Source organism: Streptomyces sp. 11x1, assembly GCF_032598905.1.
Classification (GTDB): Bacteria; Actinomycetota; Actinomycetes; order Streptomycetales; family Streptomycetaceae; genus Streptomyces.
This window is the reverse complement of record NZ_CP122458.1, coordinates 6,330,224-6,347,629: the sequence shown is the minus strand read 5'-3', so window position 1 is coordinate 6,347,629 and position 17,406 is coordinate 6,330,224. Positions and strand designations below refer to the sequence as shown.

Below are 17,406 nucleotides of genomic sequence, written 5' to 3'. Positions count from 1 at the left end.
AGTCGCCCGGTCACAGGCACCCCCAACCCCCAACGCGCCCGAAGGCACCCCCGCACGCCCCACCCCACAAAGCAAGCGCTTAGAAAAGTGCGGTCGGCGTCACACCCTCTTGCCCGTGACCCGGACCATACGTACGGGTAACTTCCCCCACAGCCCCGCTTTCCGTCGCATGCCAATGGAGCCGTGATGCCCGAAGCCGTGATCGTCTCAGCCGCCCGCTCCCCCATCGGCCGCGCTTTCAAGGGCTCGCTGAAGGACCTGCGCCCCGACGACCTGACCGCCACCATCGTCGCGGCCGCCCTCGCGAAGGTCCCGGAGCTGGACCCGAGGGACATCGACGACCTGATGCTCGGCTGTGGCCTCCCCGGCGGCGAGCAGGGCCACAACCTGGGCCGCATCGTGGCCGTACAGCTGGGCATGGACCACCTGCCGGGCTGCACGATCACCCGTTACTGTTCCTCGTCGCTCCAGACCTCCCGCATGGCCCTGCACGCCATCAAGGCCGGCGAGGGCGACGTCTTCATCTCGGCCGGCGTCGAGGTCGTCAGCAGCAGCGCGCGCGGCACCAGCGACATCCCCACCGCCCGCAACCCGCTCTTCGCCGAGGCCGAGGCCCGCACGGAGGCGGTCTCCAAGTCGGTCGGCGCCTCCTGGCACGACCCGCGCGAGGACGGCCTGCTCCCCGACCCGTACATCTCGATGGGGCAGACCGCCGAGAACCTGGCCCGCCAGTGGGGCGTGACCCGGCAGGAGATGGACGAGTTCGGCGTCCGCTCGCAGAACCTCGCCGAGGAGGCCATCGGCAAGGGCTTCTGGGAGCGCGAGATCACCCCGGTGACGCTGCCCGACGGCACAGTCGTCAGCAAGGACGACGGCCCGCGCGCCGGCGTCACCCTGGAGGCCGTGCAGGGCCTGAAGCCGGTCTTCCGCGAGGACGGCCTGGTCACCGCCGGCAACTGCTGCCCGCTGAACGACGGCGCCGCCGCCCTGGTCATCATGTCCGACACCAAGGCGCGGGACCTCGGGCTCACCCCGCTCGCCCGGATCGTCTCCACGGGCGTCTCCGGCCTCTCCCCCGAGATCATGGGCTACGGCCCGGTGGAGGCGTCGAAGCAGGCCCTGTCCCGCGCGGGTCTCACCGTCGACGACATCGACCTGTTCGAGATCAACGAGGCCTTCGCCGCCCAGGTGATCCCCTCCTACCGCGACCTGGACATCCCGCTGGACAAGCTGAACGTGAACGGCGGCGCCATCGCCGTCGGCCACCCCTTCGGCATGACCGGCGCCCGCATCACCGGCACGCTCATCAACTCCCTCCAGTTCCACGACAAGCAGTTCGGCCTGGAGACGATGTGCGTCGGCGGCGGCCAGGGCATGGCGATGGTCATCGAGCGCCTCAGCTGACCGAGCGGCCCCGTGCGCGGCCGTGACCACACGGACGCGCACGGTGATGCCGTGGCCCGGAGTCCCGGAAACCATGGGGCTCCGGGCCGTTTTGTGATCCAATCTCCCCCAGGATGTGACCTATCTCCCCCCGGAGAGCGATTTACGCAGGTCAGAGCCGTTTCAGCACCAAACATCGGGACAAGTTTCCTGCCCGTTTCGTGACGTTACGCACTGACAGCTGGTTAGTCCGCCCTTCAAGCTGATGTAGGAAGTCGGGGGTCGACTTTGAACCGGGAGTACGTCAGTGAGCGCTATGCCGATCGCCTTGCTGCTCACCACGGCCGCCACCGCCGCCGTGGGCGTCGCCGTCCTGCGCACCCTTATGGGTCTGCGCCGACAGGTCGCTGCCTTGCGCACCGAGCTGGCCGAGAGCCGGGCCGCCGGGACGCGCGCCCTGGTGCCGGCCGCCCGTCCGGCGGCTGACACGGAGGAGATACGCGCCGCCGTCGCCGAGGCCCTCGCCGAGGAGAGGGAGCGTGAGCTCGCCGAGGCCCGGGCCTTCTGGGCCGCCCAGGAGTCCCGTGACGTGACCGACACGCCTCCGCTGCTGGGTCTGCCCGAGAGCGACCTGTTCCTGCCCCGGCAGTCCGATTTCGCGGGCCTGGAGCACCTGGAGCCGGTGATCGAGACCGGCCTGGAGAGCGACGACTACGCCGGGGACTCCGCCGAGCTGGCCGCGGCCCGCCGCCGTCACCCCTCGCACCCCGATTTCGTACCGGTGCAGTCACCCGTCACCAACGACCACGAGCGCACGGTCGCCTGCCTGGAGGACCTCGCCGCCTCCCGCACGGAGCTGGCCGACGTCCGTCCGGGCCCGCTGGGCACCCTCGACGTCTACGTCTTCGCCGACGGCACCACCCTGTGCATGACCCCCGGCCACCGTGAGACCGCCGAGCGCCTCGCCACGGCCCTCCAGACCGGCGACGTCCCCGTCCTCCTGGGCGGCTCGGGCATCTCCGGCGCCTACACGCTCACCTTCGAGTGCGGCGAGGACATGGTCTACATCCTGGCGGACAGGGTGATCGCGTCGCTGTAGGGCGGCGCCTCTCACGCCGCCGGGTGGTGCAGCGCCCTTCAGGGGCGCAGGGAGCCGCGCGAGCCCCTCACACCCCGGCCCGCCGCTGAGCCTCCTCCACAAGGGCCACCGCCTCCGCCAGCGCGTCCTCGTCCCCCAGCACCAGCGCGAGATCGTTTCCGGCGACGGTCACCTGGTCGGCCGCCGCGAACATGCCCACGTCCGGCATCTCGTGGAACGGCCCCTCGGGCGTCTCCAACCGCTGGGCGCGCAGTGCCAACTCCCTGGCCAGCGCCAGCGCCTCCGCGGCGGCGCTCCGCTGGAGCCGGCTCTGCGGGGCCGCCCGCAGCCGGTCGGCGAAATGATCCACGGCACTGGTCAACGGCGTCGTATCAAGCACGCCGCGAGAGTACGCGCCTCCGCCGGACTGTTGCCAACAGGCCGCCACTCAGGCAACGTGACCTGAAGGACCGGCTTACATTCCCTTTCGTCCGGAGGCGCCGATGTCCCAAGTCTTCTCCGAGGAGACCCATCGCAACCTGCTCGCCCGCATCCCCCACTGCACCGGTCGTGAAGTCTCCGACTGGATCCGCAAAGTCGACGAAGGCCCCGCTCTCTTCAATTTCGAGGAGAAGGTCAGCTGGCTCCGGCACGAGTACGACCTCGCGTACGGCCACGCCAAAGCGATCATTCACGAGTACGACCTGAGGAGGGCCGCGCGGAAGCTCCGGTGAAGCCGCCGAGAACTACGAAGGGCCCCCGAACCGCGAGGTTCGGGGGCCCTTCCACGAGTCCACGAGGGGGAGGCGGCTGGGGTCGGTCCCGGCCGCGCTCGTCACTCCTAGTCGTCGCCGCTGAAGATGGCGACCAGGCGGAGCATCTCGATGTAGATCCACACGAGGGTCATGGTCAGGCCGAACGCGGCCAGCCAGGCCTCCTCGCGCGGGGCGCCGTAGGCGATGCCATCCTGGATCTGCTTGAAGTCCAGGGTCAGGAAGAACGCGCCGAGCAGGATCGCCAGGATGCCGACGATCGCGCCGAGCGGGCCCATGCTGCGCAGTCCGCCGTCGGGGGCGAGCCCGAAGACGACGAGCAGCAGGTTGACCGCCATGACCAGGATGAAGGCGATCGCGATGGTCATACCGATGCGGGCGTACCGCGCGGTGACCCGGATCCAGCCCGCCTTGTAGACCAGGAGGGTGGCTCCGGAGACGGCCATGGTGCCGAGCACCGCCTGGAAGGGCGCACCGCTCCACTGCGCGTTGAACATCTCGCTGAGCACGCCGAGGAAGACGCCCTCGAAGGCGGCGTACGCCAGGATCAGCGCGGGCGACGCCTTGCGCTTGAAGGACTGCACCATCGCGAGGACGAAGGCGATGAGCGCGGCGCCGATGGCCAGGCCGTAGCTCGTGGGCGACACCGGCAGGAGGGCCCAGGCGAGGACCGCGCCGACGACGACCGTGCCGAGCGTCATGGCCGAGCGCATGACGACGTCGTCCATGGTCATGGCGCCCGTGCGGGCCGGGGCCTGCGGCGGGGCGCCGTGCTGGACGCCCTGCTGGGCGTACGGGTTCGTCGCGTACGGGTTGCCGCCCTGCTGGGCGTAGGGGTTGCCCTGGGTGCCGACAGCTGCTCCCCCGGCCTGCGGCGCGGTGTTGAATCCCGCGTAGCCGTTGTCGCGGCTGAACCCCCGTCGCGAGAAGACCGGGTTGCTGCTCCTCATTTCACTCCTCCATGGCCACCCTGCGTGGCCTTGGCTCAAGAGTAATAGGTAGGCAAAGGATTGACCCTAGTGCTTGGGAAGGATCTTTTCCCCTGCCCTGACATCGAACACGCTACGCGTCCCCATGATTCCCCGCCCCACCCCCCTCAACCCGGACCCACCTCGCGACACCCCTGTAACCTCCCGGAGACCTGCCGCGACCCACGCGTCACCCGACCCGCACCCACGGCCGACAGCCACTGGTACTGAAGGCCTTGTCGCTCTCCTTGATCGTGACGGTGTCGGGCCCCGAGCCGCCGTTGGCCGCGATGGTGTCCCCGGCCTCGTGGGTCGCGTCGTTCAGCCGTGTCCAGGAGCAGTAGGTGACGTCCCCGCCCTGCGGCCCGTCGCTGCGATAGACGCCGGCCTCGATGTCCTCCCCGACGATGAAGGTGCCGCCCCCGGGGAACTCGTCGTCCGTGGGCTTCTTGGTGGCCGGTGCACCGCTCGGAGTCGACGCCACCTCGGGGACGGTCGAGGCGTTCGCCGTCACGGTGGCCGTCGCTGTGGCTCCGGCGGCGTCGCCTCGCTCGGAGTCACCACCGGAGGCGAACCCGACGCCCGCCCCGATCGCCAGACCGAGGAGAACGGCCGCCGCGTGCGTGAGGAGGCTTCTGCGCGTCGACCCGGGTCCGCCGGACGGTGTGGTGCTCCGGGAGGGCCACTGCGATGCCCGATGTTCGTGCAGCGGGCCACCCGGGGGCCCGCTGCAGTGCCGGGGCTCATGGGGACAGCGTGCGCCCGGCGAGTGAGAGGCGCACCTTGCCGCTGGGGGGTGTGTGGGGGTTTGAGAGGGAATGGGTTGGTTTGATCGGAGGTGCCCGGAACCGGACTTGAACCGGTACGCCCGCGAGGGGCAGCGAGGTTTAAGCTCGCCGTGTCTGCATTCCACCATCCGGGCAGGCCATGGGCTCCGCGCTGAGGTCCCGAGCCTATCGGGACGCTTCCCCCGAACAGTCGAAGAGCGGACCGATGTTGTCTTATTTTATTGACGTCTGAGGGTGCATCAGCCCACGGAACACACCATCCGCACTTGCCAATAGCCTTACGGACGGCAAGACCGCCCGTGTGCGGAATGACGGAATTTCACCGCCCGAACGAGCGGTCCCTCGTGTGACACGCGCGGTGACGCGGTGACTCGTGTCGGTCAGGCCCCGCCACTCGGGTCGGAGCCCGCCGTCATTCCCAGGTATGACGCGACGCCTGCCGGTCAGTCAGAAGTCGGCCCCCGGAACCGGAACAGCGGCTGACTACACGGCGCCCCCGCGCCGAGACGATGGAGCCCCCCCACGAAACGAGCAGCGAACGGCCCCGGCATGCCCTCGGCGCGCGCCACGAACCGGCCCGTCGCCCGGCCCGCCCGGCCGTTCCCGCACACCCCAAACGCCGTCGTCCCGACAGGAGTTCCACCCGTGACCACCACCCCTCTCGCCGCCCGGTCCACCGCCGTGGCCGCCCGCGCCACGGAACTGTCGAAGGTCTACGGACAGGGCGAGACCCGAGTGGTCGCGCTGGACCAGGTCACCGTCGACTTCCGGCAGGCCCAGTTCACCGCGATCATGGGCCCCTCGGGCTCCGGCAAGTCCACGCTGATGCACTGCGTGGCCGGCCTGGACACCTTCTCGTCCGGCTCCGTCCGCATCGGCGAGACCGAACTGGGCTCGCTGAAGGACAAGCAGCTCACCAAGCTGCGCCGCGACAAGATCGGCTTCATCTTCCAGGCGTTCAACCTGCTGCCGACACTGACCGCGCTGGAGAACATCACCCTCCCGATGGACATCGCGGGCCGAAAGCCGGACAAGCAGTGGCTGGACACCGTGATTCGGATGGTGGGCCTGGCCGACCGGCTGAGCCACCGGCCCGCCCAGCTCTCCGGCGGCCAGCAGCAGCGCGTCGCCGTGGCGCGGGCGCTCGCCTCACGGCCGGACATCATCTTCGGGGACGAGCCCACCGGAAACCTCGACTCGCGCTCGGGCGCCGAGGTGCTGGGCTTCCTGCGCAACTCCGTACGGGAGTTGGGGCAGACGGTGGTGATGGTGACGCACGACCCGGTGGCCGCGGCGTACGCGGACCGGGTCATCTTCCTCGCCGACGGGCGCATCGTGGACGAGATGCACGAGCCGACGGCGGACCTGGTGCTGGACCGGATGAAGAGGTTCGACACCAAGGGGCGTACGAGCTGAGGGAGTTCGCCACCCCGGCTCACGTCCCCCGCGCGCATCCCGCACACCGCGCACCCGCGCCCACACCCACACCCGCTCCGCCCTGCCCGCCCCGACCCCAGGACCCCTTCATGTTCCGTACCGCCCTGCGCAACGTGCTCTCGCACAAGGCCAGGCTTCTCATGACCGTGCTCGCGGTGATGCTCGGCGTGGCCTTCGTGTCCGGCACGCTCGTCTTCACCAACACCATCTCCGACGCGCTGCAGAAGAGCTCGGCCAAGGGCTTCGACCAGGTGGACGTCGCGATCCGGCCGGGGTACCAGCCGGACGAGGGCGACACCGTCGCCGACCAGCCCAAGCTGACTCCCGAGGTGCTGGAGAAGGTCGAGCGGGCGCCCGGCGCCGAGTCGGCGATCGGTGTGGTGAGCGGGTTCACCGCCCTCGCCGGCAAGGACGGCAAGCTGATCGGCGGCGGCTTCCAGTCGCAGGGCGGGAACTACTGGGGGACCGACGATCCCCGGTACCCCATCCGGGACGGCGGCCGCGCGCCGAAGGGCGCGGACGAGGTCGCGATCGACTCGGAGACCGCGAGGCGGGCCGGGTACGAGGTGGGCGACACCGTGCGGCTGTCCGTCGACGGCCCGGTCCTCACCCCCACCGTCAGCGGCATCTTCACAACAAACGACGGCAATGTCGCCGCCGGAGGCAGCCTCACCCTGTTCGACACGGCGACCGCCCAGAAGCTCTTCCACATGGAGGGCGAGTTCGACACGATCAACGTGACGGCGGCGGCCGGCACCAGCCAGGCCCAGTTGCAGAAGTCCGTCGAGGACGTCCTGCCGAAGGACTCCGTCCACACCACCACCGGTCAGCAGCTCGCGGACGACCAGGCCACGCAGATCGCCGCCGAGATGAGCGGGCTGAAGAACGCGCTGCTGGTCTTCGCCGGGATCGCCCTGTTCGTGGGCACGTTCATCATCGCCAACACCTTCACCATGCTGGTGGCCCAGCGCACCAAGGAGCTGGCGCTGCTGCGCGCGGTCGGCGCCTCCCGCCGCCAGGTCACGCGCTCCGTGCTGATCGAGGCGTTCGTGGTGGGCCTGGTCGCCGCGGTGACCGGCCTGGCCGCCGGTGTCGGGATCGGCGCCGGGATGCGGGCGCTGATCAGCAGCCTCGGCGAGACCGTCCCCGCCGGCCCGCTGGTGGTCTCCCCCGGCACGGTCGCCACCGCCCTGCTCGTCGGCGTACTGATCACGATGCTGGCCGCCTGGCTGCCGGGCCGCCGCGCGGCGAAGATCCCGCCGGTCGCGGCGATGAGCAGCGTGCACGCGGCGGCGACGACCAAGTCGCTGGTCGTACGGAACACGATCGGCGCGCTGTTCGCCGGCGCGGGCGTGGCCACCGTGCTGTACGCCACCACCATGGACGGCTCGGACGGGCAGGCGCCGATGGGCATCGGCGCGGTGCTGCTGATCATCGGTGTCTTCGTCCTCACCCCCCTCCTGTCCCGCCCGCTGATCGCGGCCGCGGCCCCCCTCATGCGGGTGTTCGGGATCTCCGGCAAGCTCGCCCGGCAGAACTCCGTACGCAACCCGCGCCGCACCGCCGCGACCGCCTCGGCGCTGATGATCGGCCTGACGCTGATCACCGGGATGACGGTGATGGCGGGCAGCCTCCAGACAGCCATCGGCAAGATGGCCGCCGACGCGATCAAGGCGGACTACGTCGTCTCGATGGCCAACGGCAACTATCTCTCCCCGGACGTGGAGAAAAAGCTCTCCACCACCGAGGGAGTCACCGCCGTCTCACCGCTGCGCAACGCCGAGTCCCGGATCGGGGCAGAGACCGAGTACCTCACGGGCGTGAACGGCACGGCCATCGGGAAGCTCACCAACCTGCCGCTGGACAACGGGACGTTCAAGGTCGGCGGCGGCCAGGTCGTGGTGGACGCGGACACCGCCGAGCGGCGCGGCTGGAAGGCCGGTTCCGAGTTCACCGCCGGGTTCGAGGGCGGCGAGAAGGAGAAGCTGACCGTCTCCGGGGTCTACGAGAGCAACGAGCTGATCCGGGGCATCCTGCTGGACAACGCGACGCTCACGAAGCGGCTGCCGGCCGGCGCGGACCCGGCGGACATGATGGTCATGGTCAAGACCTCGGCCGGCGCCTCCGACGCCACCAAGGACCGGCTGGAGAAGGCCCTCGGCGAGAACCCGGCGATCAAGGTCCAGAGCGGGCAGGACCTCTCCGACGACATCGCGCAGATGTTCACGCTGATGCTGAACATGCTGTACGGCCTGCTGGCGATGGCGGTGATCGTGGCCGTCCTCGGCGTGATCAACACCCTCGCCATGTCGGTGTTCGAGCGCTCGCAGGAGATCGGCATGCTCCGGGCGATCGGTCTCGACCGACGGGGCATCAAGCGGATGGTCCGTCTGGAGTCCCTGGTCATCTCTCTCTTCGGCGGTGTCCTCGGCATCGGCCTGGGTGTCTTCTTCGGCTGGGCCGCCGGCGAGCTGATCGCCAGCCGGATGCCCACGTACGAACTGGTCGTCCCCTGGGCCCGGATGGCCGTCTTCCTTCTCCTCGCCGCCACCGTCGGCATCCTGGCCGCCCTGTGGCCGGCCCGCCGCGCGGCGAAGCTGAACATGCTGGCCGCGATCAAGTCGGAGTAGCCGCGCGGGAGACAGCCGCCGCCCGGCGGGAGACATACGGACGGGGGCGCGTACTTGGCCGTACGCGCCCCCGTCCGGGCGTTCAGGCCCCCCAGGTCCGGGCCCTGAGCGGGAGGCCCGACGCACCCCCTTCCGGCGGGCGTACGGCCAGTACCTGGTTGACGCCGAGGTGGTTGCGTTCGAAGCCGAGGGCGGAGGCGGCCATGTACAGGCGCCAGACACGGGCGCGACCGGGGCCGACCAGGGCGACCGCGTGCGCCCAGCGGGCTTCGAGGTTGGTGACCCAGGCGCGCAGGGTCAGGGCGTAGTGCTCGCGCAGGGACTCCACGTCGCGGACCTCGAACCCGGCGCGTTCGAGCTGGGTGACGGTGGTGCCGATCGGGGCGAGTTCGCCGTCCGGGAAGACGTACGCGTCGATGAAGCCGTCGACGGAGTACGCGCTCTCGTCGCGCCGCGGCCGCCGGGAGATCTGGTGGTTGAGCAGCCGCCCGCCCGGGGCGAGCAGCCGGTACAGATCCTCGGCGTACTCCAGGTACCGGTCCGCGCCCACGTGTTCGGCCATGCCGACCGAGGAGATCGCGTCGTAGGGCCCGTCGGTGACGTCGCGGTAGTCCTGGACACGGATCTCGACGCGGTCGGTGAGGCCCTCTTCGGCGACGCGTTTGCGGGCGTAGGCGGCCTGCTCCTGGGAGAGGGTGACGCCGACGACATGGACGCCGTACTCGTGGGCGGCGTGCACGGCCATCGAGCCCCAGCCGCAGCCGACGTCCAGGAGCCGCTGCCCGGGGCGCAGGTCGAGCTTGCGGCAGATGAGGTCGAGCTTGTCGTGCTGTGCGGCCTCCAGGGTGGTGGTGCCGTCGGAGGCGGCCCAGTAGGCGCAGGAGTACACCATCGACGGGCCGAGGACGGCCTCGTAGAAGTCGTTGCCCACGTCGTAGTGGTGGCTGACGGCACGTCTGTCGGTGCGTCTGGTGTGCCGGTGGCGGCTGCGGACCTCCTCGCGGGGCGGTCCGGGCGGGACCAGGGCCGCGGGGCCGGCCAGCTTCAGCAGCTCCTTGACGGCCGTCCGCGCCCGGGGGTCGCGCAGGACGTCGGCGAGGCTCCGGGCGTCCTCGTCCCGCTCCCACACGTGTGCGGCCACCAGGTCCAGTACGGCGTACAGGTCGCCGTCGACCCCGAGGTCACCGGCGACCCAGGCGCGGGCCAGGCCCAGTTCGCCGGGCTTCCACAGCACTCGGCGCAGGGCCCTGCGGTTGCGTACGACGAGGGCGGGGGCCTCGGGCGGTCCCGCCGTCGATCCGTCCCAGGCCCGCAGGCGGACCGGGAGCGGGGCCCCCGACAGCTGCTCGAACAGGGTCTTCAGCCGCGACGCGGCGTCCTGCATGGCGCACACCTCCGTGACAACAGATCCCGGAATGTCCAACGTCACGGTAATCACCTGGGGGGCCTTGCCGTATTCCCCGCGCGAGGTGTGTTGTTCGGGTGCGGGTGAGTGGGGGCTGGTCGCGCAGTTCCCCACGCCCCTGAAAGACCAGGCCCTGCGGGCCTGAAAAGCACGGGCGCAGCCCCTGCTTCTCAGGGGCGCGGGGAACTGCGCGAGAAGCGTCACCGGGCCTGTGGTCGCCAACGCACCCGCACCCCCGAGCTCTCCCGCGCACGCCGAAGGGCCCCCCGCACCACGGATGGCGGGAGGCCCTTCGGATGGGTCAGGAAATCAGGAGGCCTTGGCCTTTTCCCCGGTCTTGCTCGCGGCAGCGACCGGCGCCGGCTTCGCCGCTTCGTAGAACTCCTCGCGCGGAGTCTCGATCGCGCCGAGGGAGACGACCTCGCGCTTGAGGAACATCGCGAGCGTCCAGTCGGCGAAGACCCGGATCTTGCGGTTCCAGGTCGGCATGGCGAGACCGTGGTAGCCACGGTGCATGTACCACGCCAGGCGGCCCTTGAGCTTGATCTTCATCTTGCCCATGACGATCATCGCGACGCCCTTGTGGAGGCCGAGGCCCGCCACCGCACCCTTGTTGGAGTGCGCGTACTCCTTCTGCGGGAAGCCCCGCATACCGGAAACCACGTTGTCGCCGAGGACCTTGGCCTGACGCAGGGCGTGCTGCGCGTTCGGCGGGCACCAGGCGTTCTCGATGCCGGCCTTGCGGGCGGCGACGTCCGGGACCTGCGCGTTGTCGCCGGCGGCCCAGATGTAGTCGGTGCCGGTGACCTGGAGGGTCGGCGAGGCGTCCACGTGACCGCGGGGGCCGAGCGGCAGGCCGTAGCGGGAGAGGACCGGGTTCGGCTTGACGCCGGCGGTCCAGACGATCGTGTTGGAGTCGACTTCCAGGCCGTTCTTCAGCACGACGTGGCCGTCGACGCAGGAGTCCATGGAGGTGTTGAGGTAGACCTCGACCCCACGGCTTTCCAGGTGCTCCTTGCCGTAGCTGCCGAGCTTCGGGCCGACCTCGGGGAGGATCTTGTCGGCGGCGTCGACGAGCACGAAGCGCATGTCCTCACGGGACACGTTCTTGTAGTACTTCGCGGCGTCGCGGGCCATGTCCTCGACCTCGCCGATGGTCTCCGCACCCGCGAAGCCACCGCCCACGAAGACGAAGGTCAACGCCTTGCGGCGGACGTCCTCGTCGGTCGTGGAGTCGGCCTTGTCGAGCTGCTCGAGGACGTGGTTGCGCAGGCCGATGGCCTCCTCGATGCCCTTCATACCGATGCCCTGTTCGGCGAGGCCGGGGATCGGGAAGGTGCGGGAGACCGCGCCGAGCGCGATCACCAGGTAGTCGAAGGGCAGCTCGTACGCCTCGCCGACCAGCGGCGCGACGACGGCGACCTTGCGGTCCTGGTCGATGGTGGTGACCCGGCCGGTGAGGACCTCCGCCTTGGGGAGCACGCGTCGCAACGGGACGACGACGTGTCGGGGGGAGATGCTGCCGGCGGCGGCTTCGGGGAGGAAGGGCTGGTAGGTCATGTACGACCGGGGGTCGACGACCGTGACGGTCGCCTCGCCGTAGCGCATCTTCTTGAGGATGCGCCGAGCTGCGTACAGGCCTACGTACCCACCGCCTACTACGAGGATCCTGGGACGCTCCGTGGTGCTCATGCCATCGAGTATGTACCCGCCATACGGGGGTCGCTCGTGCGCCCCTTCACAAGCTTCTCCACACCCTCTGCTACACTCCGCGCTCCCTCTGGCCGGGCCCACCGCCCACCAGGGAACCGGCCGGGGGGTTTGACCGTTGTCAAGGCCGCGTGAACTGCCGTTCCGGCCTCTCGGGGACCCTGGACCACCCTTCCGTTTCACACGGACGAGGCCCCAGCGAAAACCCTTCGGAGGCGCCCTGTTGACCCCTTGGAGCCCCGGAACGCTCTGCGGAGCCTCAAAACATCGCTCAACAGGGGCGATTCTCTTGTGAAGAACTTCACGAACTTTGTCGGCGCCGGGTCGACGAGAGATACCGGAGCACCCCTCGGACGCGCTCATACGTTATCCGAACAGCTCAAGCGAGGGCTACCGGCGAGTAGTAAACACTTGCTCACAAGTGCCCGCGGGCCGTCGGGAGGACCCCGGCGGCCACACCCGGACCACGCCACGCGCTACGCCACGGACCAGGCGATTCCGTCCAGAATGTCGTGTTCGCTCACCACGACCTCCGTCGCCCCGATCCGCTCCATGATCGACAGCAGCACGAGTGCGCCCGCCGCGATCACGTCCACCCGCCCGGGATGCATCGACGGGACCGCCTCCCGCTCGGCGTGCGTGGACCGCAGCAGCCACTCGGTGATCTCGCGGACCCGGTCGTGGGCGATCCGCGAGTGGTGGATGGCCGCCGAGTCGTACGCCGGCAGGTCCTGGGCGATCGCGGACAGGGTGGTGACCGACCCCGCCAGCCCGACCAGGGTGTGTGCCTCGCGCAGCGGCACGTCCCGCTCGGCGAGGTCGAGGGCCGCCTCGATGTCGGCGCGGATCGCGGCGATCTGCTCCGGCCCCGGAGGGTCGACGACCACCCCGTCCCGGACGAGGTGCCGCTCGGTCAGCCGTACGCAGCCGATGTCCACCGAGCGGGCGCCGCGCACCCGCCCGTCGCCGACGACGAACTCGGTGGAGCCGCCGCCGATGTCCACCACCAGGTACGGCGTGGTGAGGTCGGTGCGGCCCGTCAGCTCCTTGGTGGCGCCGGTGAAGGAGAACTCGGCCTCCCGGTCGCCGGAGATCACCTCGGGCTCGACGCCGAGGATGTCGAAGACCCCGCGCACGAAGTCCTCCCGGTTCTCGGCGTCCCGGGAGGCGGAGGTGGCCACGAAACGGATCCGCTCGGCGCCCAGCTCCTTGATGACGGCCGCGTACTCACGACAGGCCGCGAAGGTCCGCTCCAGCGCCTCGGGGGCCAGCCTGCCCGTACGGTCCACGCCCTGGCCCAGCCGCACGATGATCATCCGCCGGTCCAGCTCGACGAGCTCACCGGTGGCCGGGTCGGCGTCGGCGACGAGGAGCCGGATGGAGTTCGTACCGCAGTCGACGGCGGCGACCCGGGTCACTGGTCCTCCTCCTGCTCGGTCTTCTCGGGCGCCGACGCCGGCACGACGCACGGGCCCTTGGCCCACCACTCCGGCAGCATCGCGATCGCCTCGTCGCCCAGCGGGTTGACGCCGGGACCGGCGGCCAGCGAGTGGCCGACGAGGACGTGCAGGCACTTCACCCGGTCCGGCATGCCGCCCGCGCTGGGGAAGCCCTCCAGGACCTCGATCTCGTCACGGCGGGCGATGTAGTCCTCGTGCGCGGCCCGGTAGGCGGCGGCCAGCTCCGGGTCGGTCCCCAGCCGCTCCGTCATCTCCTTCATCACGCCGTTCGCCTCCAGCGTGCCGATCGCGGAGGCCGCGCGCGGACACGTCAGGTAGTACGTCGTGGGGAAGGGCGTCCCGTCCGGCAGGCGCGGCGCCGTCTCGACGACGTCCGGCTGTCCGCAGGGGCAGCGGTGCGCGATGGCGCGCAGCCCGCGCGGCGGGCGCCCGAGCTGCTGCTGGAAGGCCTCGACGTCGGCGTCGGTCGGCTCGGTGCGCGGGGTGGGCGGCGGAGGGGTCTGCATAACCTGCTACTCAAGTCCTCGGTGTGGCTCATCGGTTGACGGTCACGAAGGTGGCCGTTCAGCTGTCGGCGGCGTCGGCCTTGTCGACCCCGTCCCAGACATTGGTGTACCAGGGACGGTCGGCCGCCCCCTGGGTCGTACGGGACTGCTTCGCCGCGTCCGGGTCGATCATCGTGTAACCGGTCTCGCCCGGCATCACATAGTGCAGCCGCTCGCGGATGCGCTGCTCGGCGTACGCGTCGTCCTGCCAGCGCGCCTTGAGGTCGCGCAACTCCTCGACCCGCTCGCGCGCCTCCTCCCGCTCCCGCTGCATGTCGGCGATCTCGGCGCTCTGGGAGACGTACTGCCTCATGGGATAGGCGAGCGCCACGATCATCGAGCAGAGGACCAGGGCGAGCAGCGCGGCCCGGCCGGTCAGCCGGGAGCGGCGGACCTGGCGCTTGGCCTGGGAGCGGTAGACCCGGGCGGCCGTCTGCTCACCGAGCACCTTCAGCCGGGTCGCGGTGGAGAAACGGTCCCGGTCCCGGTCCTTCACGGCCATGTCCCGCTTCCCCTTCCGCTTCTGCCTTCTCCCGCGCGCACGCGCGTACGTCCCCGCACACGGTACGGGACCGGTACGGGGACGTACGTACGACGCTTCCTACTGTTGCCGTCAGCCCTTGAAACGGGGGAAGGCGCTGCGGCCGGCGTACACCGCGGCGTCGTCGAGGATCTCCTCGATGCGCAGCAGCTGGTTGTACTTGGCGACGCGGTCCGAGCGGGCCGGGGCGCCGGTCTTGATCTGGCCGCAGTTCACGGCGACGGCGAGGTCGGCGATGGTGACGTCCTCGGTCTCGCCGGAGCGGTGGGACATCATGCACTTGAAGCCGTTGCGCTGGGCCAGCTCGACGGCGTCCAGGGTCTCGGTCAGCGAACCGATCTGGTTGACCTTGACCAGCAGGGCGTTGGCGGAGCCCTCCTCGATACCGCGGGCGAGGCGCTCGGGGTTGGTGACGAAGAGGTCGTCGCCGACGATCTGGACCTTGTCGCCCAGCTTGTCGGTGATGGTCTTCCAGCCGGCCCAGTCGTCCTCGAACAGCGGGTCCTCGATGGAGACGAGCGGGTACGACGCGACGAGGTCGGCGTAGTACTCGGTCATCTCGGCGGCGGAGCGCTCCTTGCCCTCGAAGGTGTAGACGCCGTCCTTGTAGAACTCGGAGGCGGCGACGTCGAGCGCCAGGGCGATCTGCTCGCCGGGGGTGTAGCCGGCCTCCTTGATGGCCTCGAGGATGAGGTCCAGGGCGGCGCGGTTGGACTCCAGGTTCGGGGCGAAGCCGCCCTCGTCGCCGAGGCCGGTGGACAGGCCCTTGGTCTTCAGCACCTTCTTGAGGGTGTGGTAGACCTCGGCGCCCCAACGCAGGGCCTCGGAGAAGGACTCCGCGCCAATGGGGGCGATCATGAACTCCTGGATGTCCACGTTGGAGTCGGCGTGCGAGCCGCCGTTCAGGATGTTCATCATCGGAACGGGCAGCAGGTGCGCGTTCGGGCCGCCCAGGTAGCGGAAGAGCGGCAGGTCGCTGGCCTCGGAGGCGGCGTGGGCGACGGCGAGGGAGACGCCGAGGATGGCGTTGGCGCCGAGGGAGCCCTTGTTGTCGGTGGCGTCCAGGTCGAACATCGCCTGGTCGATCAGGCGCTGCTCGGTGGCGTCGTAGCCGACGAGCTCCGGGCCGATCTGCTCGATCACGGCGAGGACGGCCTTCTCGACGCCCTTGCCGAGGTAGCGGTTGGGGTCGCCGTCGCGGAGCTCGATGGCTTCGAAGGCACCGGTGGAGGCGCCGGACGGAACGGCGGCACGACCGGTGCTGCCGTCGTCGAGGCCGACCTCGACCTCGACGGTGGGGTTGCCTCGCGAGTCGAGGATTTCCCGGGCTACGACGACGTCGATGGACGGCACGAGCATCTCCTTCATGGGATGTGACGCGGAAGTGCGGGGCCCGCGGGCCTTGCGACTAGAGCCTAACCGCCCCGGGCGCGTCGGCAGCCGACCGACCGTCCCGTGGACAGACAGACGGTACCTATTGTTTCCGCCCGGAACAAAGGGGGGTGGGCGAGAAAGTGAACGGGAAGGGTCCGGAGGAGCCGCGCGCATGAAAAAACCCCGCCCCGGTGCGTACGGGGGAATGCGCACCGGAGCGGGGAGCCCGTGGGGACGGGGGGACGGCCCTCACGAGGTCTTCACTATGGAGGACACGGATGTGAGCGGGCTGTGGTTCAGCCGGGAAGCGGCCCGATTTCTCGGCCCGGCCGAACCCGCCCCGCCTGCCCGGCCGTAGGGGCGACCGTGGGGGCGGCAGGCGTGCGGTGGCCGTCGCCTACGCCGGGGGTCAGCTCAGGTGGAGCTGCTGGCCCGGGTAGATGAAGTCGGCATCGTCGATGATGTCCTTGTTCAGCTCGAAGAGCTTCTCCCAGCCACCCTTGACGTTCTTCTTCTCGGCGATGGCGCTGAGGGTGTCGCCGGTGACGACCTTGTACTCGCCGTCACCCTTCTTGACCTTCTTGCCGGTCGGGGTCTCGACGGTGGCGCGCTCGGAGGAACGGGAGGCGCGGGTGTCCTCGGTGCTCTTCTTGCTGCTCTCCTGGGTGCTCTTCTGCGAGGAACCGGAGTTCGAGGAGGCGGCGGCGCCGTCGTACGAGGCGCTGGACAGGCCCTTGCCGCAGACCGGCCAGGCACCCTTGCCCTGGCCCGCGAGGACCTTCTCGGCGATCGCGATCTGCTGGGCCTTGGTCGCCTGGTCGGCGGTGGAGGCGTACTGCGTACCGCCGTAGCCGGCCCAGGTGGAGGCCGCGAACTGCAGGCCGCCGTAGTAACCGTTGCCGGTGTTGATGGACCAGTTGCCGCCGGACTCGCACTGGGCGACGGCGTCCCACTCGGAGGCGGTGGCGGCGGAGGCGCTGCCGGCGGCCATCAGCGGGGCGGCGATGGCGGCGGCGCCGGTGACACCGGCGACGGCGACGGCACGAGCGGCCTTGGACGGACGGCGGTGCTTGCCCTTGCTGGAAAACAGCATGGAGAGATCCCCTCACCGACGCCTGCGAGGTGAGCTGTCGGGTTCGGGCCGGTTGAGTTGCCCGGCCGCGCCCGCTCGCCTCTCGGCTCACGTGGCACGGCTTCACCCCTAGCCGGTTCCGGACGTACGCCCCGAAGGGCCGCAACCACCGGACCCGGCACTTACCTTGGGTCCCCCGCTCCTGCCTACGGCGCTTGACGCGACGACTGTTCCTTGCGGCC

The 17,406-nt window shown here is 70.2% G+C and carries 15 protein-coding genes, 1 tRNA gene and 1 riboswitch; of the genes, 5 read left to right on the top strand and 11 right to left on the bottom strand.

Going from position 1 to position 17,406, the window contains the following annotated elements; translation table 11 throughout:
• The first annotated feature begins 186 nt into the window (after window positions 1–186).
• A complete protein-coding gene (locus P8T65_RS27930) occupies window positions 187–1,404 on the top strand; it encodes an acetyl-CoA C-acetyltransferase (protein ID WP_230221098.1) in 1,218 nt (405 codons plus the stop codon).
• A 295-nt stretch (window positions 1,405–1,699) separates the two neighbouring features.
• A complete protein-coding gene (locus P8T65_RS27925) occupies window positions 1,700–2,482 on the top strand; it encodes a hypothetical protein (protein WP_230221687.1) in 783 nt (260 codons plus the stop codon).
• 67 nt (window positions 2,483–2,549) lie between these two features.
• Here the strand turns inward: P8T65_RS27925 and P8T65_RS27920 are convergent, their stop codons facing one another.
• Complete coding sequence (locus P8T65_RS27920) at window positions 2,550–2,861, bottom strand: hypothetical protein (protein WP_316727962.1); 312 nt, start codon at window positions 2,859–2,861, stop codon at window positions 2,550–2,552.
• A 103-nt stretch (window positions 2,862–2,964) separates the two neighbouring features.
• Here P8T65_RS27920 and P8T65_RS27915 point away from each other — a divergent pair, with 103 nt between their 5' ends.
• Window positions 2,965–3,195, top strand: coding sequence for a DUF4287 domain-containing protein (locus P8T65_RS27915; protein ID WP_033524870.1), 231 nt, complete (start codon window positions 2,965–2,967; stop codon window positions 3,193–3,195).
• A 107-nt stretch (window positions 3,196–3,302) separates the two neighbouring features.
• Here the strand turns inward: P8T65_RS27915 and P8T65_RS27910 are convergent, their stop codons facing one another.
• The 3 genes from P8T65_RS27910 to P8T65_RS27900 all read right to left on the bottom strand — a co-directional run bounded on the left by P8T65_RS27910 (window position 3,303) and on the right by P8T65_RS27900 (window position 5,124).
• Window positions 3,303–4,184 (bottom strand): Bax inhibitor-1/YccA family protein, encoded by an 882-nt coding sequence (locus tag P8T65_RS27910; RefSeq protein WP_316727961.1) that lies wholly within the window; start codon window positions 4,182–4,184, stop codon window positions 3,303–3,305.
• 208 nt (window positions 4,185–4,392) lie between these two features.
• Complete coding sequence (locus P8T65_RS27905) at window positions 4,393–4,716, bottom strand: hypothetical protein (RefSeq protein WP_316727960.1); 324 nt, start codon at window positions 4,714–4,716, stop codon at window positions 4,393–4,395.
• A 325-nt stretch (window positions 4,717–5,041) separates the two neighbouring features.
• Window positions 5,042–5,124 (bottom strand) — tRNA-Leu (locus tag P8T65_RS27900).
• 511 nt (window positions 5,125–5,635) lie between these two features.
• Here P8T65_RS27900 and P8T65_RS27895 point away from each other — a divergent pair.
• Together P8T65_RS27895 and P8T65_RS27890 are read left to right on the top strand one after the other, a co-directional pair.
• Entirely contained in the window at window positions 5,636–6,406 is a 771-nt protein-coding gene (locus tag P8T65_RS27895) for an ABC transporter ATP-binding protein (RefSeq protein WP_184893223.1), read from the top strand.
• Between the two features lie 110 nt (window positions 6,407–6,516).
• A complete protein-coding gene (locus P8T65_RS27890; RefSeq protein ID WP_316727959.1) occupies window positions 6,517–9,057 on the top strand; it encodes an ABC transporter permease in 2,541 nt (846 codons plus the stop codon).
• A gap of 82 nt (window positions 9,058–9,139) precedes the next feature.
• Here the strand turns inward: P8T65_RS27890 and P8T65_RS27885 are convergent, their stop codons facing one another.
• From P8T65_RS27885 to P8T65_RS27855, 7 genes are all read right to left on the bottom strand, one after another.
• Window positions 9,140–10,441, bottom strand: a complete 1,302-nt coding sequence (locus P8T65_RS27885; protein ID WP_316727958.1) for a class I SAM-dependent methyltransferase — start codon at window positions 10,439–10,441, stop codon at window positions 9,140–9,142.
• Between the two features lie 330 nt (window positions 10,442–10,771).
• The gene (locus P8T65_RS27880; RefSeq protein WP_316727957.1) at window positions 10,772–12,154 is read right to left on the bottom strand and encodes an NAD(P)/FAD-dependent oxidoreductase; all 1,383 of its coding nucleotides are present in this window, start codon (window positions 12,152–12,154) and stop codon (window positions 10,772–10,774) included.
• Between the two features lie 494 nt (window positions 12,155–12,648).
• Window positions 12,649–13,590, bottom strand: a complete 942-nt coding sequence (locus P8T65_RS27875; RefSeq protein ID WP_316727956.1) for a Ppx/GppA phosphatase family protein — start codon at window positions 13,588–13,590, stop codon at window positions 12,649–12,651.
• Entirely contained in the window at window positions 13,587–14,138 is a 552-nt protein-coding gene (locus P8T65_RS27870; protein WP_316727955.1) for a DUF501 domain-containing protein, read from the bottom strand. The genes P8T65_RS27875 and P8T65_RS27870 overlap by 4 nt, the downstream gene beginning before the upstream one ends.
• Window positions 14,139–14,196: 58 nt before the next feature.
• A complete protein-coding gene (locus P8T65_RS27865; RefSeq protein WP_316727954.1) occupies window positions 14,197–14,679 on the bottom strand; it encodes a septum formation initiator family protein in 483 nt (160 codons plus the stop codon).
• A 111-nt stretch (window positions 14,680–14,790) separates the two neighbouring features.
• Window positions 14,791–16,077, bottom strand: coding sequence for a phosphopyruvate hydratase (gene eno, locus P8T65_RS27860; protein ID WP_316731753.1), 1,287 nt, complete (start codon window positions 16,075–16,077; stop codon window positions 14,791–14,793).
• 424 nt (window positions 16,078–16,501) lie between these two features.
• The gene (locus P8T65_RS27855; protein ID WP_316727953.1) at window positions 16,502–17,185 is read right to left on the bottom strand and encodes a transglycosylase family protein; all 684 of its coding nucleotides are present in this window, start codon (window positions 17,183–17,185) and stop codon (window positions 16,502–16,504) included.
• A 4-nt stretch (window positions 17,186–17,189) separates the two neighbouring features.
• Window positions 17,190–17,388, bottom strand: a riboswitch (cyclic di-AMP (ydaO/yuaA leader).
• Window positions 17,389–17,406: the final 18 nt, after the last annotated feature.

Excerpts from the sequence above, each read along its gene's own strand:
- P8T65_RS27930 (WP_230221098.1), top strand. The coding sequence starts at position 187 with ATGCCCGAAGCCGTGATCGTCTCAGCCGCCCGCTCCCCCATCGGCCGC.
- P8T65_RS27925 (WP_230221687.1), top strand. The coding sequence starts at position 1,700 with ATGCCGATCGCCTTGCTGCTCACCACGGCCGCCACCGCCGCCGTGGGC.
- P8T65_RS27915 (WP_033524870.1), top strand. The coding sequence starts at position 2,965 with ATGTCCCAAGTCTTCTCCGAGGAGACCCATCGCAACCTGCTCGCCCGC.
- P8T65_RS27910 (WP_316727961.1), bottom strand. The coding sequence starts at position 4,184 with ATGAGGAGCAGCAACCCGGTCTTCTCGCGACGGGGGTTCAGCCGCGAC.
- P8T65_RS27890 (WP_316727959.1), top strand. The coding sequence starts at position 6,517 with ATGTTCCGTACCGCCCTGCGCAACGTGCTCTCGCACAAGGCCAGGCTT.
- P8T65_RS27885 (WP_316727958.1), bottom strand. The coding sequence starts at position 10,441 with ATGCAGGACGCCGCGTCGCGGCTGAAGACCCTGTTCGAGCAGCTGTCG.
- P8T65_RS27880 (WP_316727957.1), bottom strand. The coding sequence starts at position 12,154 with ATGAGCACCACGGAGCGTCCCAGGATCCTCGTAGTAGGCGGTGGGTAC.
- P8T65_RS27870 (WP_316727955.1), bottom strand. The coding sequence starts at position 14,138 with ATGCAGACCCCTCCGCCGCCCACCCCGCGCACCGAGCCGACCGACGCC.
- P8T65_RS27865 (WP_316727954.1), bottom strand. The coding sequence starts at position 14,679 with ATGGCCGTGAAGGACCGGGACCGGGACCGTTTCTCCACCGCGACCCGG.
- eno (WP_316731753.1), bottom strand. The coding sequence starts at position 16,077 with ATGCTCGTGCCGTCCATCGACGTCGTCGTAGCCCGGGAAATCCTCGAC.
- P8T65_RS27855 (WP_316727953.1), bottom strand. The coding sequence starts at position 17,185 with ATGCTGTTTTCCAGCAAGGGCAAGCACCGCCGTCCGTCCAAGGCCGCT.